This window comes from Streptomyces tauricus, assembly GCF_014650955.1.
GTDB classification, from domain to species: domain Bacteria; phylum Actinomycetota; class Actinomycetes; order Streptomycetales; family Streptomycetaceae; genus Streptomyces; species Streptomyces tauricus.
This window is the reverse complement of sequence record NZ_BMVY01000006.1, coordinates 267,972-288,565: the sequence shown is the minus strand read 5'-3', so window position 1 is coordinate 288,565 and position 20,594 is coordinate 267,972. Positions and strand designations below refer to the sequence as shown.

General features: G+C 71.4%; 17 protein-coding genes. 7 read left to right on the top strand and 10 right to left on the bottom strand.

The annotated features are described in order from the left end of the window. Position 1: 1 nt before the first annotated feature. Both IE278_RS13450 and IE278_RS13445 read right to left on the bottom strand, forming a co-directional pair. The gene (locus tag IE278_RS13450) at positions 2-1,156 is read right to left on the bottom strand and encodes an acyl-CoA dehydrogenase family protein (protein ID WP_189771946.1); all 1,155 of its coding nucleotides are present in this window, start codon (positions 1,154-1,156) and stop codon (positions 2-4) included. Further along, on the bottom strand, positions 1,156-2,355 hold the full coding sequence (locus IE278_RS13445) for an amidohydrolase family protein (RefSeq protein WP_189771945.1): 1,200 nt from the start codon (positions 2,353-2,355) through the stop codon (positions 1,156-1,158). The genes IE278_RS13450 and IE278_RS13445 overlap by 1 nt, the downstream gene beginning before the upstream one ends. A gap of 153 nt (positions 2,356-2,508) precedes the next feature. Here IE278_RS13445 and IE278_RS13440 point away from each other — a divergent pair, with 153 nt between their 5' ends. Further along, complete coding sequence (locus IE278_RS13440) at positions 2,509-4,020, top strand: class I adenylate-forming enzyme family protein (protein WP_189771944.1); 1,512 nt, start codon at positions 2,509-2,511, stop codon at positions 4,018-4,020. Here IE278_RS13440 and IE278_RS13435 read toward each other — a convergent pair. Together IE278_RS13435 and IE278_RS13430 are read right to left on the bottom strand one after the other, a co-directional pair. Beyond that, positions 3,999-4,511, bottom strand: a complete 513-nt coding sequence (locus tag IE278_RS13435; protein ID WP_189771943.1) for an EF-hand domain-containing protein — start codon at positions 4,509-4,511, stop codon at positions 3,999-4,001. The two genes, IE278_RS13440 and IE278_RS13435, sit on opposite strands and share 22 nt — an antisense overlap. Positions 4,512-4,673: 162 nt before the next feature. Beyond that, positions 4,674-5,048 carry an STAS domain-containing protein gene (locus IE278_RS13430; RefSeq protein ID WP_189771942.1) on the bottom strand — a complete coding sequence of 125 codons (375 nt, stop codon included), beginning with the start codon at positions 5,046-5,048 and terminating at the stop codon, positions 4,674-4,676. Between the two features lie 397 nt (positions 5,049-5,445). On the opposite strand from IE278_RS13430, the gene IE278_RS13425 reads away from it, so the two are divergent. Together IE278_RS13425 and IE278_RS13420 are read left to right on the top strand one after the other, a co-directional pair. Next, on the top strand, positions 5,446-6,027 hold the full coding sequence (locus IE278_RS13425; protein WP_189771940.1) for a sigma-70 family RNA polymerase sigma factor: 582 nt from the start codon (positions 5,446-5,448) through the stop codon (positions 6,025-6,027). Next, positions 6,024-7,253, top strand: a complete 1,230-nt coding sequence (locus IE278_RS13420; RefSeq protein ID WP_189771938.1) for a zf-HC2 domain-containing protein — start codon at positions 6,024-6,026, stop codon at positions 7,251-7,253. The genes IE278_RS13425 and IE278_RS13420 overlap by 4 nt, the downstream gene beginning before the upstream one ends. 40 nt (positions 7,254-7,293) lie before the next feature. On the opposite strand, the gene purU is transcribed toward IE278_RS13420, so the two are convergent. Together purU and IE278_RS13410 are read right to left on the bottom strand one after the other, a co-directional pair. Further along, positions 7,294-8,145, bottom strand: a complete 852-nt coding sequence (gene purU, locus IE278_RS13415; RefSeq protein WP_189771937.1) for a formyltetrahydrofolate deformylase — start codon at positions 8,143-8,145, stop codon at positions 7,294-7,296. Between the two features lie 151 nt (positions 8,146-8,296). Further along, positions 8,297-8,797, bottom strand: coding sequence for an SCO4402 family protein (locus IE278_RS13410; protein ID WP_189771936.1), 501 nt, complete (start codon positions 8,795-8,797; stop codon positions 8,297-8,299). A 117-nt stretch (positions 8,798-8,914) separates the two neighbouring features. Between IE278_RS13410 and IE278_RS13405 the strand changes: the two genes are divergently transcribed. Then, positions 8,915-10,231, top strand: coding sequence for an ABC transporter substrate-binding protein (locus IE278_RS13405; RefSeq protein WP_189771935.1), 1,317 nt, complete (start codon positions 8,915-8,917; stop codon positions 10,229-10,231). A 286-nt stretch (positions 10,232-10,517) separates the two neighbouring features. On the opposite strand, the gene IE278_RS13400 is transcribed toward IE278_RS13405, so the two are convergent. Next, positions 10,518-12,356: a hypothetical protein gene (locus IE278_RS13400; protein WP_189771934.1), complete on the bottom strand. Its 1,839-nt coding sequence runs from the start codon at positions 12,354-12,356 to the stop codon at positions 10,518-10,520. Between the two features lie 278 nt (positions 12,357-12,634). Then, positions 12,635-14,020 carry an NsdA family TPR-like regulatory protein gene (locus IE278_RS13395; protein ID WP_189771933.1) on the bottom strand — a complete coding sequence of 462 codons (1,386 nt, stop codon included), beginning with the start codon at positions 14,018-14,020 and terminating at the stop codon, positions 12,635-12,637. A gap of 324 nt (positions 14,021-14,344) precedes the next feature. Here IE278_RS13395 and IE278_RS13390 point away from each other — a divergent pair, with 324 nt between their 5' ends. From IE278_RS13390 to IE278_RS13380, 3 genes are all read left to right on the top strand, one after another. Beyond that, on the top strand, positions 14,345-15,004 hold the full coding sequence (locus IE278_RS13390; protein ID WP_189771932.1) for a bifunctional DNA primase/polymerase: 660 nt from the start codon (positions 14,345-14,347) through the stop codon (positions 15,002-15,004). 447 nt (positions 15,005-15,451) lie between these two features. Beyond that, positions 15,452-16,222, top strand: a complete 771-nt coding sequence (locus tag IE278_RS13385; protein WP_189771931.1) for an ABC transporter ATP-binding protein — start codon at positions 15,452-15,454, stop codon at positions 16,220-16,222. Beyond that, on the top strand, positions 16,219-17,823 hold the full coding sequence (locus IE278_RS13380) for a transporter (RefSeq protein WP_189771929.1): 1,605 nt from the start codon (positions 16,219-16,221) through the stop codon (positions 17,821-17,823). Before IE278_RS13385 ends, IE278_RS13380 begins: the two co-directional genes overlap by 4 nt. 165 nt (positions 17,824-17,988) lie before the next feature. Here IE278_RS13380 and IE278_RS13375 read toward each other — a convergent pair whose 3' ends face one another. Then, positions 17,989-18,882 carry an alpha/beta fold hydrolase gene (locus IE278_RS13375; protein WP_189771927.1) on the bottom strand — a complete coding sequence of 298 codons (894 nt, stop codon included), beginning with the start codon at positions 18,880-18,882 and terminating at the stop codon, positions 17,989-17,991. Positions 18,883-19,682: 800 nt separating this feature from the next. Next, positions 19,683-20,375: an iron-dependent transcriptional repressor DtxR gene (locus tag IE278_RS13370; protein ID WP_189771925.1), complete on the bottom strand. Its 693-nt coding sequence runs from the start codon at positions 20,373-20,375 to the stop codon at positions 19,683-19,685. Positions 20,376-20,594 lie beyond the last annotated feature (219 nt).

Below are 20,594 nucleotides of genomic sequence, written 5' to 3'. Positions count from 1 at the left end.
GTCACCGGCCCTTCGGCAGGCCCAGGATGCGCTCGGCCACGATGTTCCGCTGGATCTGCGAGGTCCCGGCCGCGATGGTGTACGAGAGCGACGACAGCCGGTCGACCGTCCACCGACGGCCCAGGTCGAGCGCCTCGGGACCCAGCACCTCGGCCGCCGCGTCGTACAGCTCCTGGCGTGCCTGCGAGTACCGCAGTTTGAAGACCGAGCCGCCCACCCCCGGCACCCCGCCGACCCGCTCCGCCTCGCTCACGTTCCACTGGGTCAGCCGCCACAACGCCCGGAACTCCGCGTTCAGACGACCGAGCCGGCGGCGCAGTGGCACGTCGTCCCACCGGCCGTTCTTCCGTGCCTCGCGCGCGAGCTCGCCCAGCACGCGCCGGCAGGCCACCACCTCACCCACGAAGGCGGTGCCGCGTTCGAAGGACAGCGTCACCATGGTCACGCGCCAGCCGTCGTTCTCCGCGCCGACCCGGTTGGCGACGGGCACCCGCACCTCGTCGAGGAAGACCTCCGCGAACTCGGCGGAACCGGCGAGCGTACGCAGCGGACGTACGGTGATCCCCGGCGCGTCCATCGGCATCGCGAGCCACGAGATCCCCCGGTGCTTCGGCGCGTCCGTGTCCGTCCGCACCAACAGCTCGCACCAGTCGGCGACTTCGGCGTGCGAGGTCCAGATCTTGGAACCGCTGACCACGTAGTCGTCGCCGTCCCGCCACGCGCGCGTGCGCAGCGACGCGAGGTCGGACCCGGCGTCCGGCTCGCTGAACCCCTGGCACCACACCTCCTCGCCCCGCAGCACGGGCGGCAGCCACCGCGCCCGCTGCCGAGCGCTTCCCTCGGCCGCGATGGTCGGCCCGGCGTGCAGCAGCCCGACGAAGTTGGCCCCCACATAGGGGGCGCCCGCCTGCTCGGTCTCCTCCAGGTAGATCAGCTGCCGGGTGGGTGTGGCGCCCCGGCCCCCCGCGTCGACGGGCCAGTGCAGCCCCGCGTACCCGGCGTCGTACAGGAGCCGCTGCCAGCCGAGGTCGTACGCGCGCCGCCCCGGCCAGTCGTCGGCCGGGGGCTTGGGGGGCAGCCCGGGAAGCACCTCACCCAGCCATTCCCGCAGCCGGGCCCGGAACTCCTCGTCCTCGTCCGTGTACGAGAGATCCATTACCTGTCGCGGTCCAGGTCGAGGTCGAGCATGCGGATGGCGTTGCCGCGCATCAGCTTGTAGACGGTCTCGTCGTCGAGGCCCTTCACATGGTCGAGGGCGACCTCCTTGGTGTGCGGGAAGGTCGAGTCGACGTGCGGATAGTCGGTCTCGAAGGTGGCGTTGTCCCGCCCCACCACGTCCAGCGAGGCGACCCCGTGCTTGTCACGGAAGAAGCAGCAGAAGATCTGCCGGTAGTAGTACGTGGACGGCGGCTCGGGGATCAGATCCCTGACCCCGCCCCAGGCGCGATGCTCCTCCCACACGTCGTCGGCACGCTCCAGCGCGTACGGGATCCACCCCATCTGCCCTTCGCTGTACGCCAGTTTGAGCCGGGGGAACTTCACCAGCACCCCGCTGAACAGGAAGTCCATCATCGAGGCCATGGCGTTGTTGAAGCTCAGGGACGCCTGGACGGCGGGCGGCGCGTCCGGCGAGGCGGCGGGCATCTGACTGCTGCTGCCGATGTGCATGTTGACGACCGTGCCGGTCTCCTGGCAGACGGCGAAGAACGGGTCCCAGTAGCCGGAGTGGATGGACGGCAGCCCCAGATGGGTGGGGATCTCCGAGAAGGTCACGGCCTTCACGCCCCGGGCCGCGTTGCGCCGTATCTCGGCGACGGCGAGGTCGATGTCCCAGAGCGGAATGATGCACAGCGGGATGAGCCGGCCCCCGCTCCCCCCGCACCACTCCTCGACCATGAAGTCGTTGTAGGCGCGCACGCAGGCCAGCGCGACCTCCTTGTCGTGCGCCTCCGCGAAGGTCTGCCCGCAGAACCGCGGGAAGGTCGGGAAGCACAGCGACCCCTCGACGTGATTCGCGTCCATGTCCTTGAGCCGCTCGGCCGGATCCCAGCAGCCGGGCCGCATCTCCTCGCGGGTGATGCCCTCCAGGGTCATCTCGTCGCGGTCGAAGCCGACGGCGGCGATGTTGCGCTTGTACGGGAACTTCAGGTCCTCGTAGATCCACCAGTCGGTCGGCGGCCCGTCCGGGTCCATCGTGATCCGGTACTTGCCGGCCTCGTAGGCCAGTTCGCCGATCCCGGCCGTCAGGGGCTTGGGGCCGCGGTCCCGGTACTTCTTCGGCAGCCAGGTCTCGAAGAGGTGGGCGGGCTCGATCACATGGTCGTCGACGCTGATGATCCGAGGCAGTTCGGTCATGAGTCCAGCCCTCTCCCGCAGCACATCTGATGACCCGTCAGAAAGCAGGCTAGCCCCGCACCCCTGGACCGACAAGGCGCCGAGCCCTACGCTCTCCACCCGACCTGACTACCCGTCAGTTGCACCGGTCCGTCAGCGGTGAGGAGCACGGACATGCCCACGGACACCGCGCACGAACTCGGCGCCTCCCGCACCTTCTGGGAACTCGTCGAACGCCGCGCCGCACTCACCCCCGACCGCCCGGTCCTCCTCCAGGACGACCGCACCCTCACCTTCGAAGAGCTGCGCGCGGGCGCGGAGAGGACGGCCGCGGGCCTCCACGCCATGGGCGTACGCCCCGGAACGGTGGTCGCCTGGCAGCTGCCGACCCGCATCGAGACCGTGCTCCTCGCGATGGCCCTGACGCGGCTCGGCGCGATCCAGTCCCCGGTCATCCCCTTCTACCGCGACCGCGAGGTGTCCTTCGCCCTCAAGGCCTCACAGGCGGCGTTCTTCGCGGTCCCCGGCATCTGGCGCGACTTCGACCACACTGCCATGGCCGAACGCATTGCTGCTCCCCACACGTTCGAGGCGTACGACGCACTCCCCACCGGCGACCCCACATGTCTCCCCGCACCACCCTCTTCCGGTACGGATGTGCGCTGGATCTACTGGACGTCCGGCACGACCTCGGACCCCAAGGGCGTCCTGCACACGGACCGTTCACTGATCGCCGGCGGCTCCTGCCTGGCCCACGCGCTGCACCTGTCGGCGTCCGACATCGGCTCGATCGCGTTCCCCTTCGCCCACATAGGCGGCCCCGACTACCTGGTCATGCTGCTGCTGTACGGGTTCCCGGCCGTCCTCTTCGAGCAGTTCGCGCTGCCGGACGCCCTGGAGGGCTACCGCAAGCACGGCGTGACGGTGGCGGGCGGCTCCACGGCCTTCTACTCCATGTTCCTGGCCGAACAGCGCAAGCAGCCGCACACCAGGCTCATCCCGACCCTGCGCCTCCTGGCCGGCGGCGGCGCCCCCAAACCCCCCGAGCTCCATCACGCGGTCGTCCGCGAGATGGGGGTCCGCCTGACCCACGGCTACGGCATGACGGAGGTCCCGATGATCACCATGGGCTCACCGGACGACACGGAGGAGAACCTGGCGACGACCGAGGGAAAGCCCCCGCCGGGCATGGAGATCCGCGTCACGGACAACGAGATACGCCTGCGTGGTGAAGCGGTGTGTACCGGCTACCTCGACCCGGCCCAGACGGCGGAGGCCTTCGACGACGACGGGTTCCTGATCACGGGGGACCTCGGCCACCTCACCCCCACCGGCCATCTCGTCCTGACGGGCCGCCTGAAGGACGTCATCATCCGCAAGGGCGAGAACATCAGCGCCAAGGAGATAGAGGACCTGCTGCACGGCCATCCCGCCGTGGCCGACGTGGCGGTGATCGGCCTCCCCGACGCGGAGCGAGGAGAACGAGTCTGCGCGGTGATCGAACAGCCCCCTGGAAGCAGGCCGCTCACCCTCGAAGCGGTCACCGCCCATCTCCGCGCGGAAGGACTGTCCGTCCACAAGCTGCCCGAGCAACTGGAGGTGGTGGACGCCCTTCCGCGCAACGAGACTCTGCGCAAAGTGCTGAAGTACCGGCTCCGGGAGCGTTACTCGGGCACCGTGAAGTAGCGGGCGAAGGCATTCACGATGTCCGGCTCGGTGACGACACCGTCGGCGTCCGAGTCGAGGGCGCCGGCCGCCGTGGCGGCCGTCTCCCCGGGCACGCCCAGCGCCTTGAGGATCCGCGTGGTCTCGTCGACGGTCACGGAACCGTCCCCGTCGCCGTCCGCGACGGCGAGCGCCGCGTCCAGGAAGGGGCGGGCGATCTCGGCGAACCGGTCGGGATTGTCGCGCAGCCGCTTCACGGCCCCGTTCACGAACTCCTCGCGGGTGATCCGCTGGTCGCCGTCCCGGTCCGCTATGCCGGCCATGCCCTGCCAGAAGGCCTCCGCGCCGATGTACAGGGCCTGGCCCTTGTCGCACCGGGCCGTCGTGCCGAACTCGGCGAGCAGCGCCTTCGTCGCCGTGTTGAAGTCCTCGCGGTCGATATAGCCGTTGCCGTCCTGGTCGAAGCCGGCGAACCGGGCGGCGATCTTCCGCTCGTACTCGGTACTGACCATGTCTTTCGGGCCGCCTTACCTCACGTGGGTGCGTCTGGCAGGAGCGTACGACGACCGGCCCCCTCGGGGAGCGGGAAAACGACGCTTGCGCCAAGACCGGGGAAAATCCGCGACAACGCCGTCACGAACACACTCAACGATCTTCCCCGTGCGTGACGGGAATCACGCCGAAAGTGAACTCGTCTCGTCGTCGACGGCGGCGTCGACATCGGGATACGCCTCGAAGAGCCTGCGCACACCGAGGGCACCCAGCACCCGGTTGACATGGGACCCGTCCACCGCTCCCTGCGCGGGGAGGACGACACGCAGGCGCCCCTGGCAGGACCGGATCAGCCGACGCGAGGCGATGAGCACACTCACGCCGCTGGAGTCGCAGAACAACACCCCGGACAGGTCCAGTACGACATCGTGCCGCCCGTCGGCCACGGCCTCGTGCACCCGCTGCCGCAGCACGGGCGAGGTCACCAGATCCATCTCCCCCGAGACCCGCACGACGGCCCAGCCGCGCTGCTCGCCTTCGGTCACCCTGAGCGTCACGCGTCTGTCCCTCGCTCGACGATGTCGGACCCGGACGGCCCGGTTACGGCCGGACCCGGAAACGGAAGCCGTTACTTCGCTTCCCTGCTGCGTGGCTGCCCCACCCCCAGCTCCATGAAACACGGAATATCGAATCGAAACGCACCCCACCCGACCGCTCCTGATCGGCCCCACTCCCGAACGACCACCCCCGATCAGGACAATCCCTCCCACCTCCGAACCCAAAGTGATAAGCGCCTCACACACCGCAACAAGGGTCCTACCACCCCACCCCTGCGCGGGGCGCGCATTGCCACAAAGGGGCGTGCGTCACCACAGGTGCCGACTACATTCGTGAGGAGACCGGAGAGGAGAATCCGGTGGACACGGGCACAGGCGCACGGCACGAGGGGGCCGCATGGCCAGGAGGGACACGCCACCCCGGTGGGACCGCAAGATGCAACAGCGGCTCGCACGGGGGGAGGCCGCCGCGCTCGGCGAGCTCTATGACCGCTTCGCTTCACTCGTGCACGGTCTCGCCCATCGCGTGCTCGGAGACGAGCAGGCGGCCGACGGCATCACCCGCGAGGTCTTCGCCCACGTCTGGGAGAACCCCGAGTCGTACGACCCCAAGCAGGGCCCCCTGCGCTCCTGGGTCGCCACGCTGACGCACCGCCTCGCCGTGCAGCGCCTGCGCACCACGGAGACCGCCGCGCTCGCCCAGGACGGCACGGACGACACCGACGAACTGGAACGCAAGGTCCGCCGCGCCTCGGTGGCGGCCCGCGCCGACTACATCGTCACGTCGATGCCGACCCCGCTGCGCACCGCCCTGGAACTCGCCTACTTCCAGCGCCGCGACTACCGCCAGACCGCGGCCGACCTCGGCGTCACCGCGGACGAGGCCCGCCGCCGCCTGCGCCTCGGACTCCAGCTCCTTTCCACGGCCCACGACGCGGCCCCTTCCGGAACACCCCCCGAACAAGGGGGCACACGATGAACAGCGCCAACCCCTTCGGCGAGTACGACGACGACCCGGACCCGCACAACGCCCCGCGCATACCGGTCCCCCGCACCTCCATGGAGGACACGGGCCTGCCCCTCCCCACCCCTCCCCTCATCCTCGAACACCGGGTCCTGAAGGCACTGCTCGGCGCCTGGGCGCTGGCAGCCTGCTCGCCCGAGGAGACGGCGGCGGTGGAGGACCACCTCGGCGGCTGCGGCGCCTGCGCGGACGAGGCCCTGCGACTGCGTGAAGCAGTGGGCCTCCTGCACCCGCCGGAGACCCTCGACCTGGACCCGGCCCTGCGCACCCGCGTCCTACAGGCCTGCCTGAGCCGCCGCCCGCCCCGGATCCCGGTCCCCTCCTGGGCCACCCCGTACGACGCGGAGACCGCCCGCCTGGACGCCCTGCTCCAGGACATCGGCGACGCCGAGTGGCACGCCCCGGTGCGACTGCGCTGGTTCGACGGCAAGGAACCCACCAGCCGGCGCACCACCGTCGCCGGAGTCATCGCCCACCTGCTGACCGTGGACGGTCTCGTCGCCGTCGCACTCGGCCTGGACGACCCGCTGGAAACCCCGGCGGACACCCCCACGCCCGCGGCCCGCACCGAGGCCTTCTGGCGCGCCGCCCACTTCCCGCCCACCCGCTCCGTACGCGGCCCCTGGCGCGAGCAGTCCCACAACCTCGTCCGCACGGTGGCCTTCGCGGGCGGGGGCTCCGGCCGCCTCCCCGTCCCGTACGGCGAGTTCGAACTCCCCCTCCGCGACTCGATGCTGGACCGGGCGTTCGAGACCTGGGTCCACGCGGGGGACATCGCCGACGCGGTCGACTACCCCTACGAGCCACCGGCCCCCCGCCATCTGCACGCGATGATCGACCTGGGCGCCCGCATGCTCCCCTCGGCCCTGACGGCCCGCCGCCAGGCGGGCCTCGCGGCCCCCGGCGAGACCCCCCACCTGGTCCCGGCCGGCGCCCCCGGCCGCAGCCTCCGCCCGGAGATCGAGGGCCTGGGCGGCGGCGAATGGCTCATCCCGCTCGACGCGCCCGGCGCCCTGGCCTCCGCCGACCGCGAGGTGGCCCACGTGGCCCTGGACGGTGTGGAGTTCTGCCAACTGGCCGCGGGCCACGTCTCCCCCGAGGAAGCGGCGGCGGGCCAGTCAGGAGACCGAGAGGCAATCAGAGACGTCCTGTTCGCAGCGGCATCACTGAGCCGCATGTAACGCCGGAACGTCGGAACGTCGGAACGTCGGCAAAACAGGGTCAGTCGAACACGACGGTCCGCCGGCCGTTCAGCAGAATCCGCCGCTCCGCATGCCACTTCACGGCCCGGGCCAGCGCCTGGCACTCCACATCCCGCCCCACAGCCACCAGCTGCTCCGGCGTGACCTGGTGCCCCACCCGCTCGACCTCCTGCTCGATGATCGGCCCCTCGTCGAGGTCGGCCGTCACATAGTGCGCGGTGGCACCGATCAGCTTCACCCCGCGCACATGCGCCTGGTGATAGGGCTTCGCACCCTTGAAGCTAGGCAGGAAAGAATGATGGATATTGATGATCCTGCCGCTCAACTGCTTGCACAGATCATCCGAGAGCACCTGCATGTACCGGGCCAGCACCACCAGCTCGACCCCCTGCTCCCGCACCAACTCCAGCACCTGCGCCTCAGCCTGCGGCTTGTTGTCCTTGGTGACCGGAATATGCCGAAACGGCACATGGTACGAATCCACAAGCTCGGCGAAGTCCGTGTGATTGGACACCACAGCCGCAATCTCGACGGGCAACGCCCCGATCCGCGCCCGGAACAGCAGATCGTTCAGGCAGTGCCCGAACTTGCTGACCATCAGCACGACCCGCATCTTCTCGTCGGCCCGGTGGATCTGCCAGTCCATCTGGAAGGAGTCACCGATCGCCGCGAAGCTCGCGCGCAGCTTGTCCACGGTCACCGGCGGCTCCGCCGAGAAGTGGACCCGCATGAAGAACAGCCCCGTGTCGTGGTCACCGAACTGCTGGCTGTCCTCGATGTTGCAGCCGGTCATGAAGAGGTAGCTCGACACGGCGTGCACGATGCCCTGCTTGTCGGGGCAGGAAAGCGTCAGGACGTACTGGTCGTTCATACCGGCCAGGGTCCCACAACGCCCCCCGCGCGCGCCCACACGTCCCGCCCACCGGACCTCCGCGCGCGGCCCCCCGCGCCCCTAAAAGCAGAAGCAGGGGCGCGGAGAACAACACGAAAGGCCCCTGCCGACCGGCACCCGACAACACACCTCAGGCAGAGCGAGTCATGATCTGCAGAACCTCGAGCGTCCGAGGCGGAACGTCCGGATCCTCCCCGTCGCTCACGGCCATCCGCACATGCGCGTCCCGAGCGGCCCGTACCGCGTCGGCCCACCCCGCATGTTCTAGGTACACGGACACAGCCGCGTCAGGCCCCACCTGATGCATGATCCGCAGCACCCGCAATACCGCGGAGTCGACGAGCGCCGCCTCCTGCGAGTCCCGGAAGATCGTGCCGACGTATTTCTCGGCGGACCAGTTGTCCAGCCAGGTGTCCTCGACGAGGCGATAGACGGCGTCGGTCACATCCCCGTACCCGTCGACCCCCGCGAGCCACACCCCCCGCTGGAACTCGGTGTCGGAAAGCATGTGCAGCGCGGAGCGCACATTGCTGCGCCAGCGCCACCACGGCATATCGTTCAGTGGCATGCCGCCCATGGTGGATGAGCGACGCCCGCGACGGGAAGAGTTCTCCGAACCTTGCACGGTCACCGATCGTACGTTCCCGCCGGACCGGCCCGCCCCGCACCCCGGTGTTCACCCGGACGTCACCAGGCGTTGACCGAGGGTCACACCGGCCGTAGCGGTGTGACGGAATCGTGCGTAACCATGACCGGCCGGCGACGCACCCGCAGCTTCCTCCCCGTCCTGCACCTCCGCCCCCGCCTGCGCCTCCCAGCCGCCAGGGCGAGAGTGCTGTCGGCGGGCGCGCTGGCGGTGTGCCTGTCGACGGCCGTCGGCTGCGGTGTCGTCCCCGGTGTCACAGGGGGTTCCGGGGGCGACCCGATCACCGTCATGACGTGGGCGCCCGAGAAGACGAAAACGACCAACAAGCCCGGAATGCCCGCTCTCGCCAAGGCCTACGCACGCTGGATCAACTCGAAGGGCGGCATCAACGGCCGCAAGCTCAAGGTCCTCACCTGCAACGACCACAACGACACGGTGGCGGCCGCGAGCTGCGCCCGCCGCGCCGCCGCGGAGAACGTCGTCGCGGTCGTCGGTTCGTACAGCCAGCACGCCCGCTCCTTCCTCGCTCCGCTGGAGGCGGCCGGCATCCCGTACCTCGGCGGGTACGGCGTCACGGACGACGAGTTCACGAGCCCGCTCTCGTACCCGGTGAACGGCGGCCAGCCGTCCCTGCTGGTCGGCCTCGGCCAGCAGCTCGCCAGGTCCTGCGGCCCGGTGACCCTCATCCGCCCCGACACGATCGCGGGCGACGAGCTGCCCGTACTCCTGGACTCCGGCCTGACTGCGGGCGGCCACCGGGCCTCCGTCGACCAGCGGGCCGCCGAGGACGCCACGGAGTTCTCGGGACACGCCCAGCGGGCCCTGCAACGGGTCACGAAGGACCCGCGGAAGGAGGGCTGCGTGATACCCGCCCTCGGCGACCGCACCGACACCTTCATGGACTCGTTCCGGCGCACCCGCGAGGACTACCCGACGGTACGGACGGCCTCCGTGCTCGGCAGCATCGACCAGTCGATGATCGACGCGACGGGAAGCATGTACGAGGGTTCGTACGTCACCGGCTGGTACCCGGCGTCGAGCGACAAGCGGTGGAGTGCGATGCGCCAGGTCATCCAGAAGGAGGCGTTCGGCGACAACCGCATCGACGCCTCCGATCCCGGCGTGCAGACGACCTGGGTCGCGTACACCGTCCTGAAGAAGGCCATCGAGTCGCTGGGCGAGGGCGATGTGACCGCGCGGTCGCTGCGGCGCACGCTCGACGACGGCCTGAAGGTGGACACGGGCGGGCTCACGCCGACCCTGAACTGGAGCTTCCAGGACCTGATCGCGTCGAGCGGCTTCGCGCGCCTGGTCAACGCGGACGTGACCTTCCAGGTGGTACGCAAGGGCAAGCTGGTCACGGAACGCAAGGGCTTCGTGAACGTCTCGAAAACCCTGGAAACAACACAGACATCCTGACTGAACGAACCGGGCCCGGGCCGGACGGGTCAGACGGGCCGAACGGGCCGGTCAGGTCAGACGGCCGGTCAGGCCGGTGGGGCCCGTCAGGCCAATCGGGCCGAACGGGCCGGTCGGGCCAATCGGGTCGGTCGGGCCAATCGGGCCGGACGGGCCAGTCGGTCAGACGGGCCGGTCAGGCCGGTCAGGTCAGACGGGCCGGTCAGACCGGTGGGGCCGGTCAGGTCAGTCGGGCCGAACGGGCCGGTCGATCAGACGGGCCGGTCGGGCCGGTCGGGCCCGCCGGTCAAAGCTGACCCGGCTGACGTTCCGTGAGCCCGTACGTCTGCGCGATGGAGTTCCAGAGCTTCGCGGCCTTGGCCTTCTGCGTGGTCGCGGTGCCGCTCTCGCGGTTGCCCGCGGCGGTCTGCCCCGTGGACCGGGCCTGGCCCTTGTGGCAGCCCTTCTTGCCCGCGGCCTGGTCCGCCCACGCGGCGTAGTGGGTGTCCGCCGCGGCGGAGGCCTTCCACGCGCTCTTGAGCGCGGCGGTCAGCTGCGCGTGGTTGTCCAGCTTGTCGACGGAGAGTCCCGCGAGACGCGTGACCAGACCGTTGCGCTGCTCGGCGGCGTCGCGCAGGTCGGCGGCCGCCTGCCCGAGGTTGGTGCACCTGCGGACGTTGTCGACGGCCTTGACCACCGCGTCACGGCTGTTGCCGCTGTCCGCCAGGAGCTTGTCCAGGGCCACGGCCTGCTCCTCCTCCGGCCCCGCCGAGGACGAGCCGGAGCCGTCGGTGGCCGGCGCGGTCGCCGCGACCGTCGTGTTCTCGTCGCCCTTGTCCTCCTCGCCCCCGCCACCGCTGAGCAGGGCGCCCGCGCCGATGCCGAGCACGGCTATGCCCACGCCGACGGCGGCGATGAGGGGAACGCGGGAACGGGAACGGCCACCGCGGCCGTGGTCACCGTCGGCCGCGGCGCGGCGTGCGCCACGCCCGCCGGGGCCCTCGGGGCCCGCGGGCGCACCGGCACCACCGGAGGCACCGAAGCCGCCGGGTGTGCCGAAACCGGCCGGCGTACCGAACTCGGGCGAGGCGGCACCCGGTTGTCTGCCCCGTCGCGCCCGCGGCTGGTCCACCGGGGGCAGCTGCTGGGTGGCGCCTGCGGAGTCGGCCCGGAACAGGTTGTCGAACTCCGCGGGCGGCTGCTGCCGGTCCTCCGGCCCCGGACCCGCCCCGGGCCCGCCGGGCCGTACCCCGTATCCGGCCGCGCCGGGCTGCGAGGGCACAGGCGCCATGAACTGGGTGGGCTGGGCGTCGGGATCGACGGCGGCGGGCAGGGGCCCGGGGCCGTCGGACGGAACCCGCCCGAGGTAACGGGTGGAGTCACCGGCCGCACCGTCCGGTGCCGTACCCGCCGCGGGCATCTCCGGAGGCAGCGCCCCGGGCCCCACCGGCGGCAGGAACTGCGTGGCGCCCTCGTCCATGGGCGCGGCGGGGACGGGCGGCAGGAACTGGGTCGCGCCCTCGTCCATGGGGGCGGCGGGCGGCAGTGCGCCCGACCCCGCTCCGGAGGCGGCCGGGTAACCGTAGCCGCCCTGTCCGTGCGAACCGCCGGCATTCTGCGTCTGCGAGACGCCGTACCCGTTACCGGTCCGGCCGTCGTACTGCTGCTGAGGCTGTTGTTGCTGCTGGGGCTGCGGCTGGGACTGGGGTATCGCGCCGCCGGGCGTCTGCGGGGCCGCGCCCCACTGACCGCCCGGGTCCTGCGCCCCGTACGGACCGGAGGGCTCGGTGTACTGCGAGACCTGCCCGCCACCGCCGGACGCGCCCCAGCCCGAGCCCGGCGCACCCTGGCCGCCGGCGCCCTGCGGCCCGGCACTCCAGCTGGAGATCTGCGTATCCGGAGCCTGCGCGGCACCACCGGCGTTGTCGGCGCCACCGGTACCACCCGTGCCGCCCGCGCCACCCCACTCGTCGGCCTGCGGAGCGGGCCGCGGACCCCACGGCTGGTCCCAGGCCTGACCGCCCGCCGGGACCGCGCGGTCGCCGGTCTGGCCCGGCAGGAGGGGCTCGCCGCCGTCGGACGGCAGCACGATGCCTTCGCGCGCGGGTCGCGCCGAGGGCTCGTCGCCCTGTCCGTTGTGCGTCACCGGGACTCCTACGAATGGGGGACCTTCGGAATCGTCGGTTCACGCTACCGGGTCCCCAGGAGCCGGTGCCACGCAGCACGGGAGGTGACACCCGCCACCGGGGACAGTGAGTGACAAACCGCCCCCGGAAAGCTGTTCGAGCCCCCTTTTCGCGCCTCCTTTCACTACGCGTGCTTCTTTTCTCACACGTTCACGCCGAAGAGAGCCGAGGGGAGCCGAGGGGCTCAACTCCCCCTCGGCTCCCCACGACTGCCTCCGGCTGCCCTCGGCCCGTGTGCCTAGGCCGCCGCCTGAAGTTCCATACGTGCGCCGAACTCCCGCACCACGGGCTCGTCCCGGTACGGCTCCAGGCGCTGCTGGAAGTCGTCCAGGTACTCGGCGCCGCGGTTGGACCGCAGCGTGCCCAGCAGCTCGACCGCTCGCAGACCCGTGTGGCAGGCCTCCTCGACCTCGCGCTGCTGCACCTGCGCGCTGGCAAGAAGCACGTACCCGATCGCGCGCCGCCTGGCCCGCGACTCGGGGTGCCCGTCCAGGGATTCCTGCGCGCGCCGCGCGGCGGCCTCGGCCTGCCCCAGGTCGCGGTGACAGTGCGCCAGTTCGTCGGCCAGATAGGCCTCGTCGAAGTGCGCGATCCAGCGCGGGTCGTCCCCGGACTCCGGATCGGCCTGCTCCAGCGCCGCCACGGCCCGGCCGGACGCCGACTGCGCCGAACGCGCGTCGCCGAGCAGGGCATGGCCCCGCGCCTCCGCGGCATGGAACATCGACTCCGCGCGCGGTGTGACCCTCCCGCGCGCCCCCTCCTGCGCCGCCCGCGCCAACTGCGCGATCTCCCGGGGGTTTCCGAGCTGCGCGGCCAGGTGGCTCATGGACGCGGCGAGCACGTATCCGCCGTATCCGCGGTCGCCCGCCGCCTGTGCGAGCCGCAGCGCCTGGATGTAGTAGCGCTGCGCGAGGCCCGGCTGCCCGGTGTCGATCGCCATGTAGCCCGCGAGTTCCGTCAAGCGCGCGACCGCCGCGAAGAGTTCACGCCCGACCGCTTCCCGGTACGAGCCCGCCAGCAGCCCCGAGACGACGCTGTTCAGGTAGTGCACGACGACCGGGCGCACATGCCCGCTGCCGTACTGGTGGTCGAGGTCGACGAGCGCCTGGGTCATCGCGGTCACGGCCGCCACGTCGGACTGCCCGACCCGCGGCCCGGCCGAGCGCGAGACCTGCGCGTCCGGCGACGAGATGAGCCAGTCCCGGCTCGGTTCGACGAGCGCGGAGGCCGCGACGGACGAACCGGACAGGAAGTCCCGGCGGCCCACGTCGCTGCGCCACAGCTCGCAGACCTGCTCGATCGCGCCGAGCACCGTCGGCGAGAACTGCAGACCCACGCCCGAGGCGAGGTTCTTGCCGTTCGCCATGCCGATCTCGTCGATCGTGACGGTCCGGCCCAGCTTGCGGCCCAGCGCCTCGGCGATGATCGCGGGCGCCCGGCCCCGCGGCTGCTGACCGCGCAGCCAGCGCGCCACGGACGTCTTGTCGTAGCGCAGATCGAGGCCGTGTTCCGCGCCGCACATGTTGACCCGGCGGGCCAGACCGGCGTTCGAACAGCCCGCTTCCTGAATGAGCGCCTGCAGTCGTTCGTTCGGCTGCCGCGCGACGAGAGGCCTTGCGGCCATTGGCGTACCCCCTGTGGCTGCGGTGCCTGCCCACGCGCACCGAGTTGATGAGCCCTCAGTGACCGGGCCCTCCCGCCCTCGTGAGAGGAACGAGAAGTCCGGCCTCGAAGATCAATGCCCCGCGGACATACCGAAGATGCGAGACATGCGAGGATTGCCGGGTAAAGGCTGCTGCCCGCCCCACACAGGGCTACCCACCACCCGCTGCCGCCTCCCATGCGCGCCCCCACAGATGCATCCATGCGCCCCACACGTGGGATCGGTGCTCCTCCCCCGCGCGCGTAAGGCCCGTAACCCCTGGTGGGTGCGGGAGTTGAGTTCAGCGTGGAAGAGACGATCGCAGGCCCCGAGACCGCCCAGATCCCGAAGCAGCGCGGCGAGTCGCTGCAGGACACAGCCGTGCGCTATGCCGAGGAACGCCATTGGGACGTGTTCCCCGGCACCTGGCTGGAGGCCGTCGACGGCGTGCAGTGCTGCTCGTGCGGCGACCCGTCGTGCGCGGTGCCCGGCGCGCACCCGGCGCGCGAGGACTGGGCGACGGTCGCCACGGGCAGTGCGACCGTCGCGCGCCGGCTGTGGGCGAAGCAGCCTGCGGCGTCGATCCTGCTGCCGACGGGTCGGACGTTCGACGCGATCGACGTCCCCGAGACCGCGGGGTTCCTCGCGCTCGCGCGGATGCGGCGGATGGAGCTGACGCTCGGTCCCGTGACGTGCACGCCGGACCGGCGGATGCAGTTCTTCGTGCTTCCCGGGGCCGCGGCGAAGGTCCCGGACCTGGTCCGCAAGCTGGGCTGGCCACTCGCCTCCCTCGACCTGGATGTCCTCGGGGAGGGCACGTACGTGGCCGCGCCGCCGACGCGGTTCGGGGCGCGGGGCGCCGTGCAGTGGGCCTGCCGTCCCACACCCGCGAACCGCTGGCTCCCGGACGCGGAGGAACTGATCTCCCCCCTGGCATACGCGTGCGGGCGGGACGCCCGTCGGTAGCGGTGGCACCGGGCGGGGCGGTTCACAGCCGCGGGTCGGCGGGGGTGGGCCGCGCAGTTCCCCGCGCCCCTCAAAAGCGGGGCTGCGCCCCCATGCTTTTGCCCTCAGGCGGACGGGGAACGACACGACCGGCCCCCGCCCACGCGGCATCGCCGTCAGGGGCGCGGGGAACGGCGCACTCCACCCCACCCACCCGCACGGACAAACCCACGGGACTTCCACCCCCTCAGGGGCGCGGGGAACGGCGCGGCCCACCCCGGCCCACCCGCACGGACCAATCGGCCTGGGGCCCAGCCCCGCTCTTCAGGGGCGCGGGGAACTGCGCGGCCCACCCCGGCCCACCCGCACGCACCGATCGGCCTGGGGCCCAGCCCCGTTCCTCAGGGGCGCGGGGAACTGCGCGGAGGGCCACGACGAACCCGCGGAGCGCCCCGTATCGTGCCTCGCATGACGGTCGCGGTGCGCATACACGGGCTCTGGAAGCGATTCGGGGAGCAGATCGCCGTCGCGGGCATCGATCTGGAACTGCCCGCGGGCCAGTTCATCGGCCTGGTAGGCCCCAACGGAGCCGGCAAGACCACCACCCTGTCGATGGTGACCGGACTCCTGCGCCCCGACCAGGGAACCGTCGAGGTGGTCGGCCACGACGTGTGGCGCGACCCCACCGAGGTCAAGGCCCGCATCGGCGTACTCCCGGAAGGGCTGCGCCTCTTCGAGCGCCTCTCCGGCCGCGAACTGCTCGCGTACACGGGCCGCCTGCGCGGCCTGCCCGGCGCGGAGGTCGACAAGCGGGCCACCCAGCTCCTCGACGTACTCGACCTCGCCGGAGCCCAGCACAAACTGGTCGTCGACTACTCCACCGGCATGCGCAAGAAGATCGGCCTGGCCGCCGCACTGCTGCACAACCCCGAAGTGCTGTTCCTCGACGAGCCCTTCGAGGGCGTCGACCCGATCTCCGCCCAGACCATCCGCGGTGTGCTGGAGCGCTACACCGCCTCCGGGGCGACCGTCGTCTTCTCCTCCCACGTCATGGAACTCGTCGAGTCGCTCTGCGACTGGGTCGCCGTGATGGCCGCCGGCCGCATCCGCGCCCACGGCCCGCTCGCCGAGGTGCGCGGCGCCGCCCCCTCCCTCCAGCAGGCCTTCCTCGAACTCGTCGGCGCGAACGGCCGCACCACCGGTTCCGACCTCGACTGGCTGGGCGGCGGCGCCCGATGAGGGCCGACTCCGCCACCCCCGTCACCCCCGTTCTCGTACGGCTGAAACTGGCCCTCCTGCGCAACGGTCTGCGGCAGTCGTCCGGGCGCAGGGCCGCGTACGTGGCCTCGCTCGTCGTCGTCCTCCTCTTCGCCGCACTCCAGCTCCTGGGCCTGATCGCCCTGCGCGGCCACCCGCACGCACTGAACGTCACCGTCCTGCTGACGGCCGTACTGGCACTCGGCTGGGCCGTGATGCCGCTGTTCTTCCCCGGCGGCGACGAGACCCTCGACCCCACGCGCCTGGTGATGCTGCCGTTGCGTCCGCGCCCCCTCGTCCGCGCGCTGCTGGCGGCGTCGCTGGTCGGCATCGGACCGCTCTTCACCCTGATCCTGCTCGTCGGCTCGGTCGTCGCGACGGCACACGGAGCGGCGGCGTACGCCACCGGCGTCGTCGCGATCGTCCTCGCGCTCCTGGTCTGCGTGGCGCTCGCCCGGGCCGTAGCGACCGCCAACCTCCGTCTGCTGACCAGCCGCAAGGGCCGTGACCTGGCCGTACTGAGCGGCCTGGTGATCGCGGTGGGCGCCCAGGTCGTCAACTTCGGCGCGCAGCGGCTCGGTTCGTCGGGACTGTCCACACTGGACCCGGCGGCGGACGTACTGCGCTGGGTGCCGCCCGCGTCGGCGCTCGGCGCGGTGGACTCCGTCAGCGAGGGCTCGTACGCCGTCGCCCTGGCCCAGCTCGCCCTGAGCGGCCTGGCGCTGGCGGCGCTGCTGGGCTACTGGCAGCGGACCCTCACCCGGCTGATGACCTCGCCGGACGGCTCGACCCTCCAGGCCGCCGAGCCCGTACGGGACAAGGCGGGGCGTTCCGCCGGGCTCGGCCGACTGCTGCCCACGGGGCGCACGGGCACGGTCATGGAACGCAGCCTGCGCTATGTGTGGCGGGACCCGAAGACGAAGGCGGCGTGGGTGACATCGCTCGCGATCGGCCTGATCGTGCCGGTGTTCAACGCGTTGCAGGGCACCGGCTCGATCTACTTCGCGTGCTTCGCGGCGGGGATGCTCGGCATCCAGATGTACAACCAGTTCGGGCAGGACACGTCCGCGTTCTGGATGGTCGCGATGACGATCTCCTCGACCAGGGACGCGTACGTCGAACTGCGGGGCCGGGCGCTGGCCCTCCTCCTGATCACCCTCCCGTACACCGCCCTCGTCACCGTCCTGACGACGGCGCTCCTCGGCGACTGGGCCGCGCTGCCCGAGGTGCTCGGCCTGTCCTTCGCGCTGCTCGGCGCGATGCTGGCGACCGGCGCCTGGTCCTCGGCCCGGTTCCCGTACTCGATCCCGCCGGAGGGCTACAAGAACGTCGCTCCCGGGCAGGCGGGGCTGGCCTGGATCTCGATCTTCGGCGGCATGGTCGCGGCCTCGCTGCTGTGCGCGCCCGTCATCGCCCTCACCATCTGGCTGAACGTCTCACCCACCGGCGACGACTGGACCTGGCTCCTGCTCCCCCTGGGCACGGCATACGGCACCCTGCTCACCCTGGCAGGCCTGCGCCTGGCCGCCCCCCGAACCACCCACCACCTCCCAGAAATCCTGACAGCGGTAAGCAAGGGCTGACCCCCCTTCAGGGGCGCGGCGTCTTCAGGGGCGCGGGGACGGCGCAATCTCTTGTCTTTGCCGTCAAGGGGCGCGGGGAACGGCGCAATCTTTCGTCTTTGCCGTCAAGGGGCGCGGGGAACGGCGCAACCCGCCCTCACCACCCGCGCCGCCCCAAGCCACGCCCTACCGAAGCACCTCGTCCAAGAACGGCTCAACAGCCGCCCGCCACGCCTCCGGCTGGTCGTAGTGGACAAGATGCCCCGCATCGACCACCTCCGCATACCGCCCATCGGGCAGCACCCGGACCATCTCCTGGGACTCGGCCCGCCCCAACTCCCCGTCGAGCCCCCGGACGACCAGCGTGGGACACCGCACCTGCGCCAGTTCCTCCCAGTGCGCGTCGTACACCCACGCCTCCCGCGACTTGAGCATCTGCTCGGGCTCGAAGACCGGCCGCCACCCGTCCTCGTACTCGGCCATGACCTCGGCGTAGAACTCACCGCGCGAGGTGTTCGGCCGCTCCACCCACGGGTCGTCCTCGCCGAACCACTTCCGTACATCCGCGAGCGTGGCGAACGGAACCGGCCAGGACTTGAACCACTCCTCCCACTCGCGCTGCGAGGCCGCCCCGAGCGCCGAAGCCCGCATGTCGCAGATGACCAGGCCCCGCACCAGGTCGGGCCGTCTGGCGGCGAGCTGCCAGGCCGTCAGGGCGCCCATGGCGTGCCCGATGAGGACGGCCGGGGCGAGGCCCAGCTCTTCGAGAGCGGCCTCCGCGTCCTCGACGTACGCCCCTCGGGTGTACTCCGTCTCCGGCGGCTTCGCGCTCTGTCCGTGGCCCCGCTGGTCGAGCGCCACGGCCCGGTGCCGCTCGGCGAGCCAGCGGGCGGTGGACGCCCAGTGCGAGGCGCGGCCCATGAGCCCGTGGAGTAAGAGCACACCGGGCGTCCGCTCGCTCCCGCCAGCCCCCGCCGCGCCCGCGCCGCCCCTGCCCGGACCGGTCTTGGGAGGGTCGGCGAACTCCCAGGCAGCGAGACGTATTCCGCTCGCACCGCTCACGTCGATGCGCCGCACCATACGCTGGCACCCCCCTTGATCCGCTCGGCCGGCTCGTCCCGCACGATCCGGCCGGTCCACTCGTACCGTTCGCCGTGCCGCTGCTCCTGCTGGTTGTTCCTGCGTAATCAGTGGTCGATCCGTCACCCACACGCTATCGAATGCGTATTCGAAAGTGGGCTTCTCGGCGGTAACACCCCTCCTTCGAGTGACCTCGCCCGAGGATTGACCGCGTCCGCCGAGGGGAGATCTTCAACGGGAGGCGGACCGCTCGGGGAAAACGGTCCGAAGGGGATGACCCTGGGAGCTCGGGGCTCCGGGTCAGCACAGGGGAGGACAGGCCTCGGCGCCTCAGGGCGCCGGGGCCCTCCTCACGTCCGCGGCACATCCTTGCGCCCCCTCCCCGACCGCGCGTCGCCGCCGCTGCCGCCTCGGTCCAGAGCCCTCAGGTCATATGCCTCTCGCGACAGCCTCGCATGGGAACGGCGGCTTCGCTGCGATTCCGCGCACTGAATCTCTGTTTCTGCGGGAACGCCGAGGTGGGGCAACTGAGGGGCTGGTTAAGGGAGTTGACGACGGGGTTCGGAGCGCGGGGAGCCGGCCGGGAGAGGCCCTGGTCCAGGCCATGCTCCCCCCGTGCGCCCCCGGGTACGCCGAGGCGCGCGAGGGCGCCCGGACAGGCCCACGCGAACCCGCGCCGCGACCCCGGGGCGAGCCCGCGGACGCGCCCGCTCCCCGTCCGGTCCTGTGCGCACAGCGCACAGCGACCCGAGCGGTAGCCCTTCCGACTGCTACCGCCCTACCGCATCAGCGCGTCGCCACTACCGCTTCGCCACGAACACGTGGGACGCCACGTCCGACTCCAGCTCGGCCGCTTCCCCGCCGCTGCCCACGAGCACGCCGCCCGCGGACTCCGTCACGCTCACGACCGAACCGGGCTGTACGCCCGCCCGGCGCAGCGTGTACATCAACTGCGCGTCCGTCTGGATCGGCTCGCCGATGCGGCGCACGACGACCGTCTTGCCGTCGAGACCGGGGTCGAGGTCGGCCAGCGAGACCATGCCGGCGTCCAGGAACGGGTCCGCCACGTCCTTCTCGCCCAGCTCCTCCAGGCCCGGGATCGGGTTCCCGTACGGCGACTCGGTCGGGTGGCGCAGCAGTTCGAGCACCCGGCGCTCGACCGCCTCGCTCATCACGTGCTCCCAGCGGCACGCCTCCGCGTGCACCTGCTCCCACTCCAGACCGATCACGTCGACGAGCAGGCACTCGGCGAGGCGGTGCTTGCGCATCACGCGCGTCGCCAGCCGGCGGCCCTCCTCCGTGAGCTCCAGGTGACGGTCGCTGGCGACGGCCACGAGACCGTCGCGCTCCATGCGCGCCACGGTCTGGCTGACGGTCGGCCCGCTCTGGTCGAGCCGCTCGGCGATCCGGGCGCGCATGGGGACCACACCTTCCTCCTCCAGCTCAAGGATGGTGCGGAGATACATCTCCGTGGTGTCGATCAGTCCGGACATACGTGCCCCTCGATTAGCTCTGCCGGAGGCTGGGTGGCTCACCGGCGTGTGCGCTGGCCCTGGCAACAATTCTGACGCATCCCACTGACAACCGTGCCGCGCCGTTGGAACCACGTGGTGACGAGTGCCTGCGCGATTCGGCCGGGCCCGGCACCCGGCCGGGTGGACAGGGGCCCTCGTAACCCAGTGTCGCCCCTGTGGAGCGTATTGACACAGCAG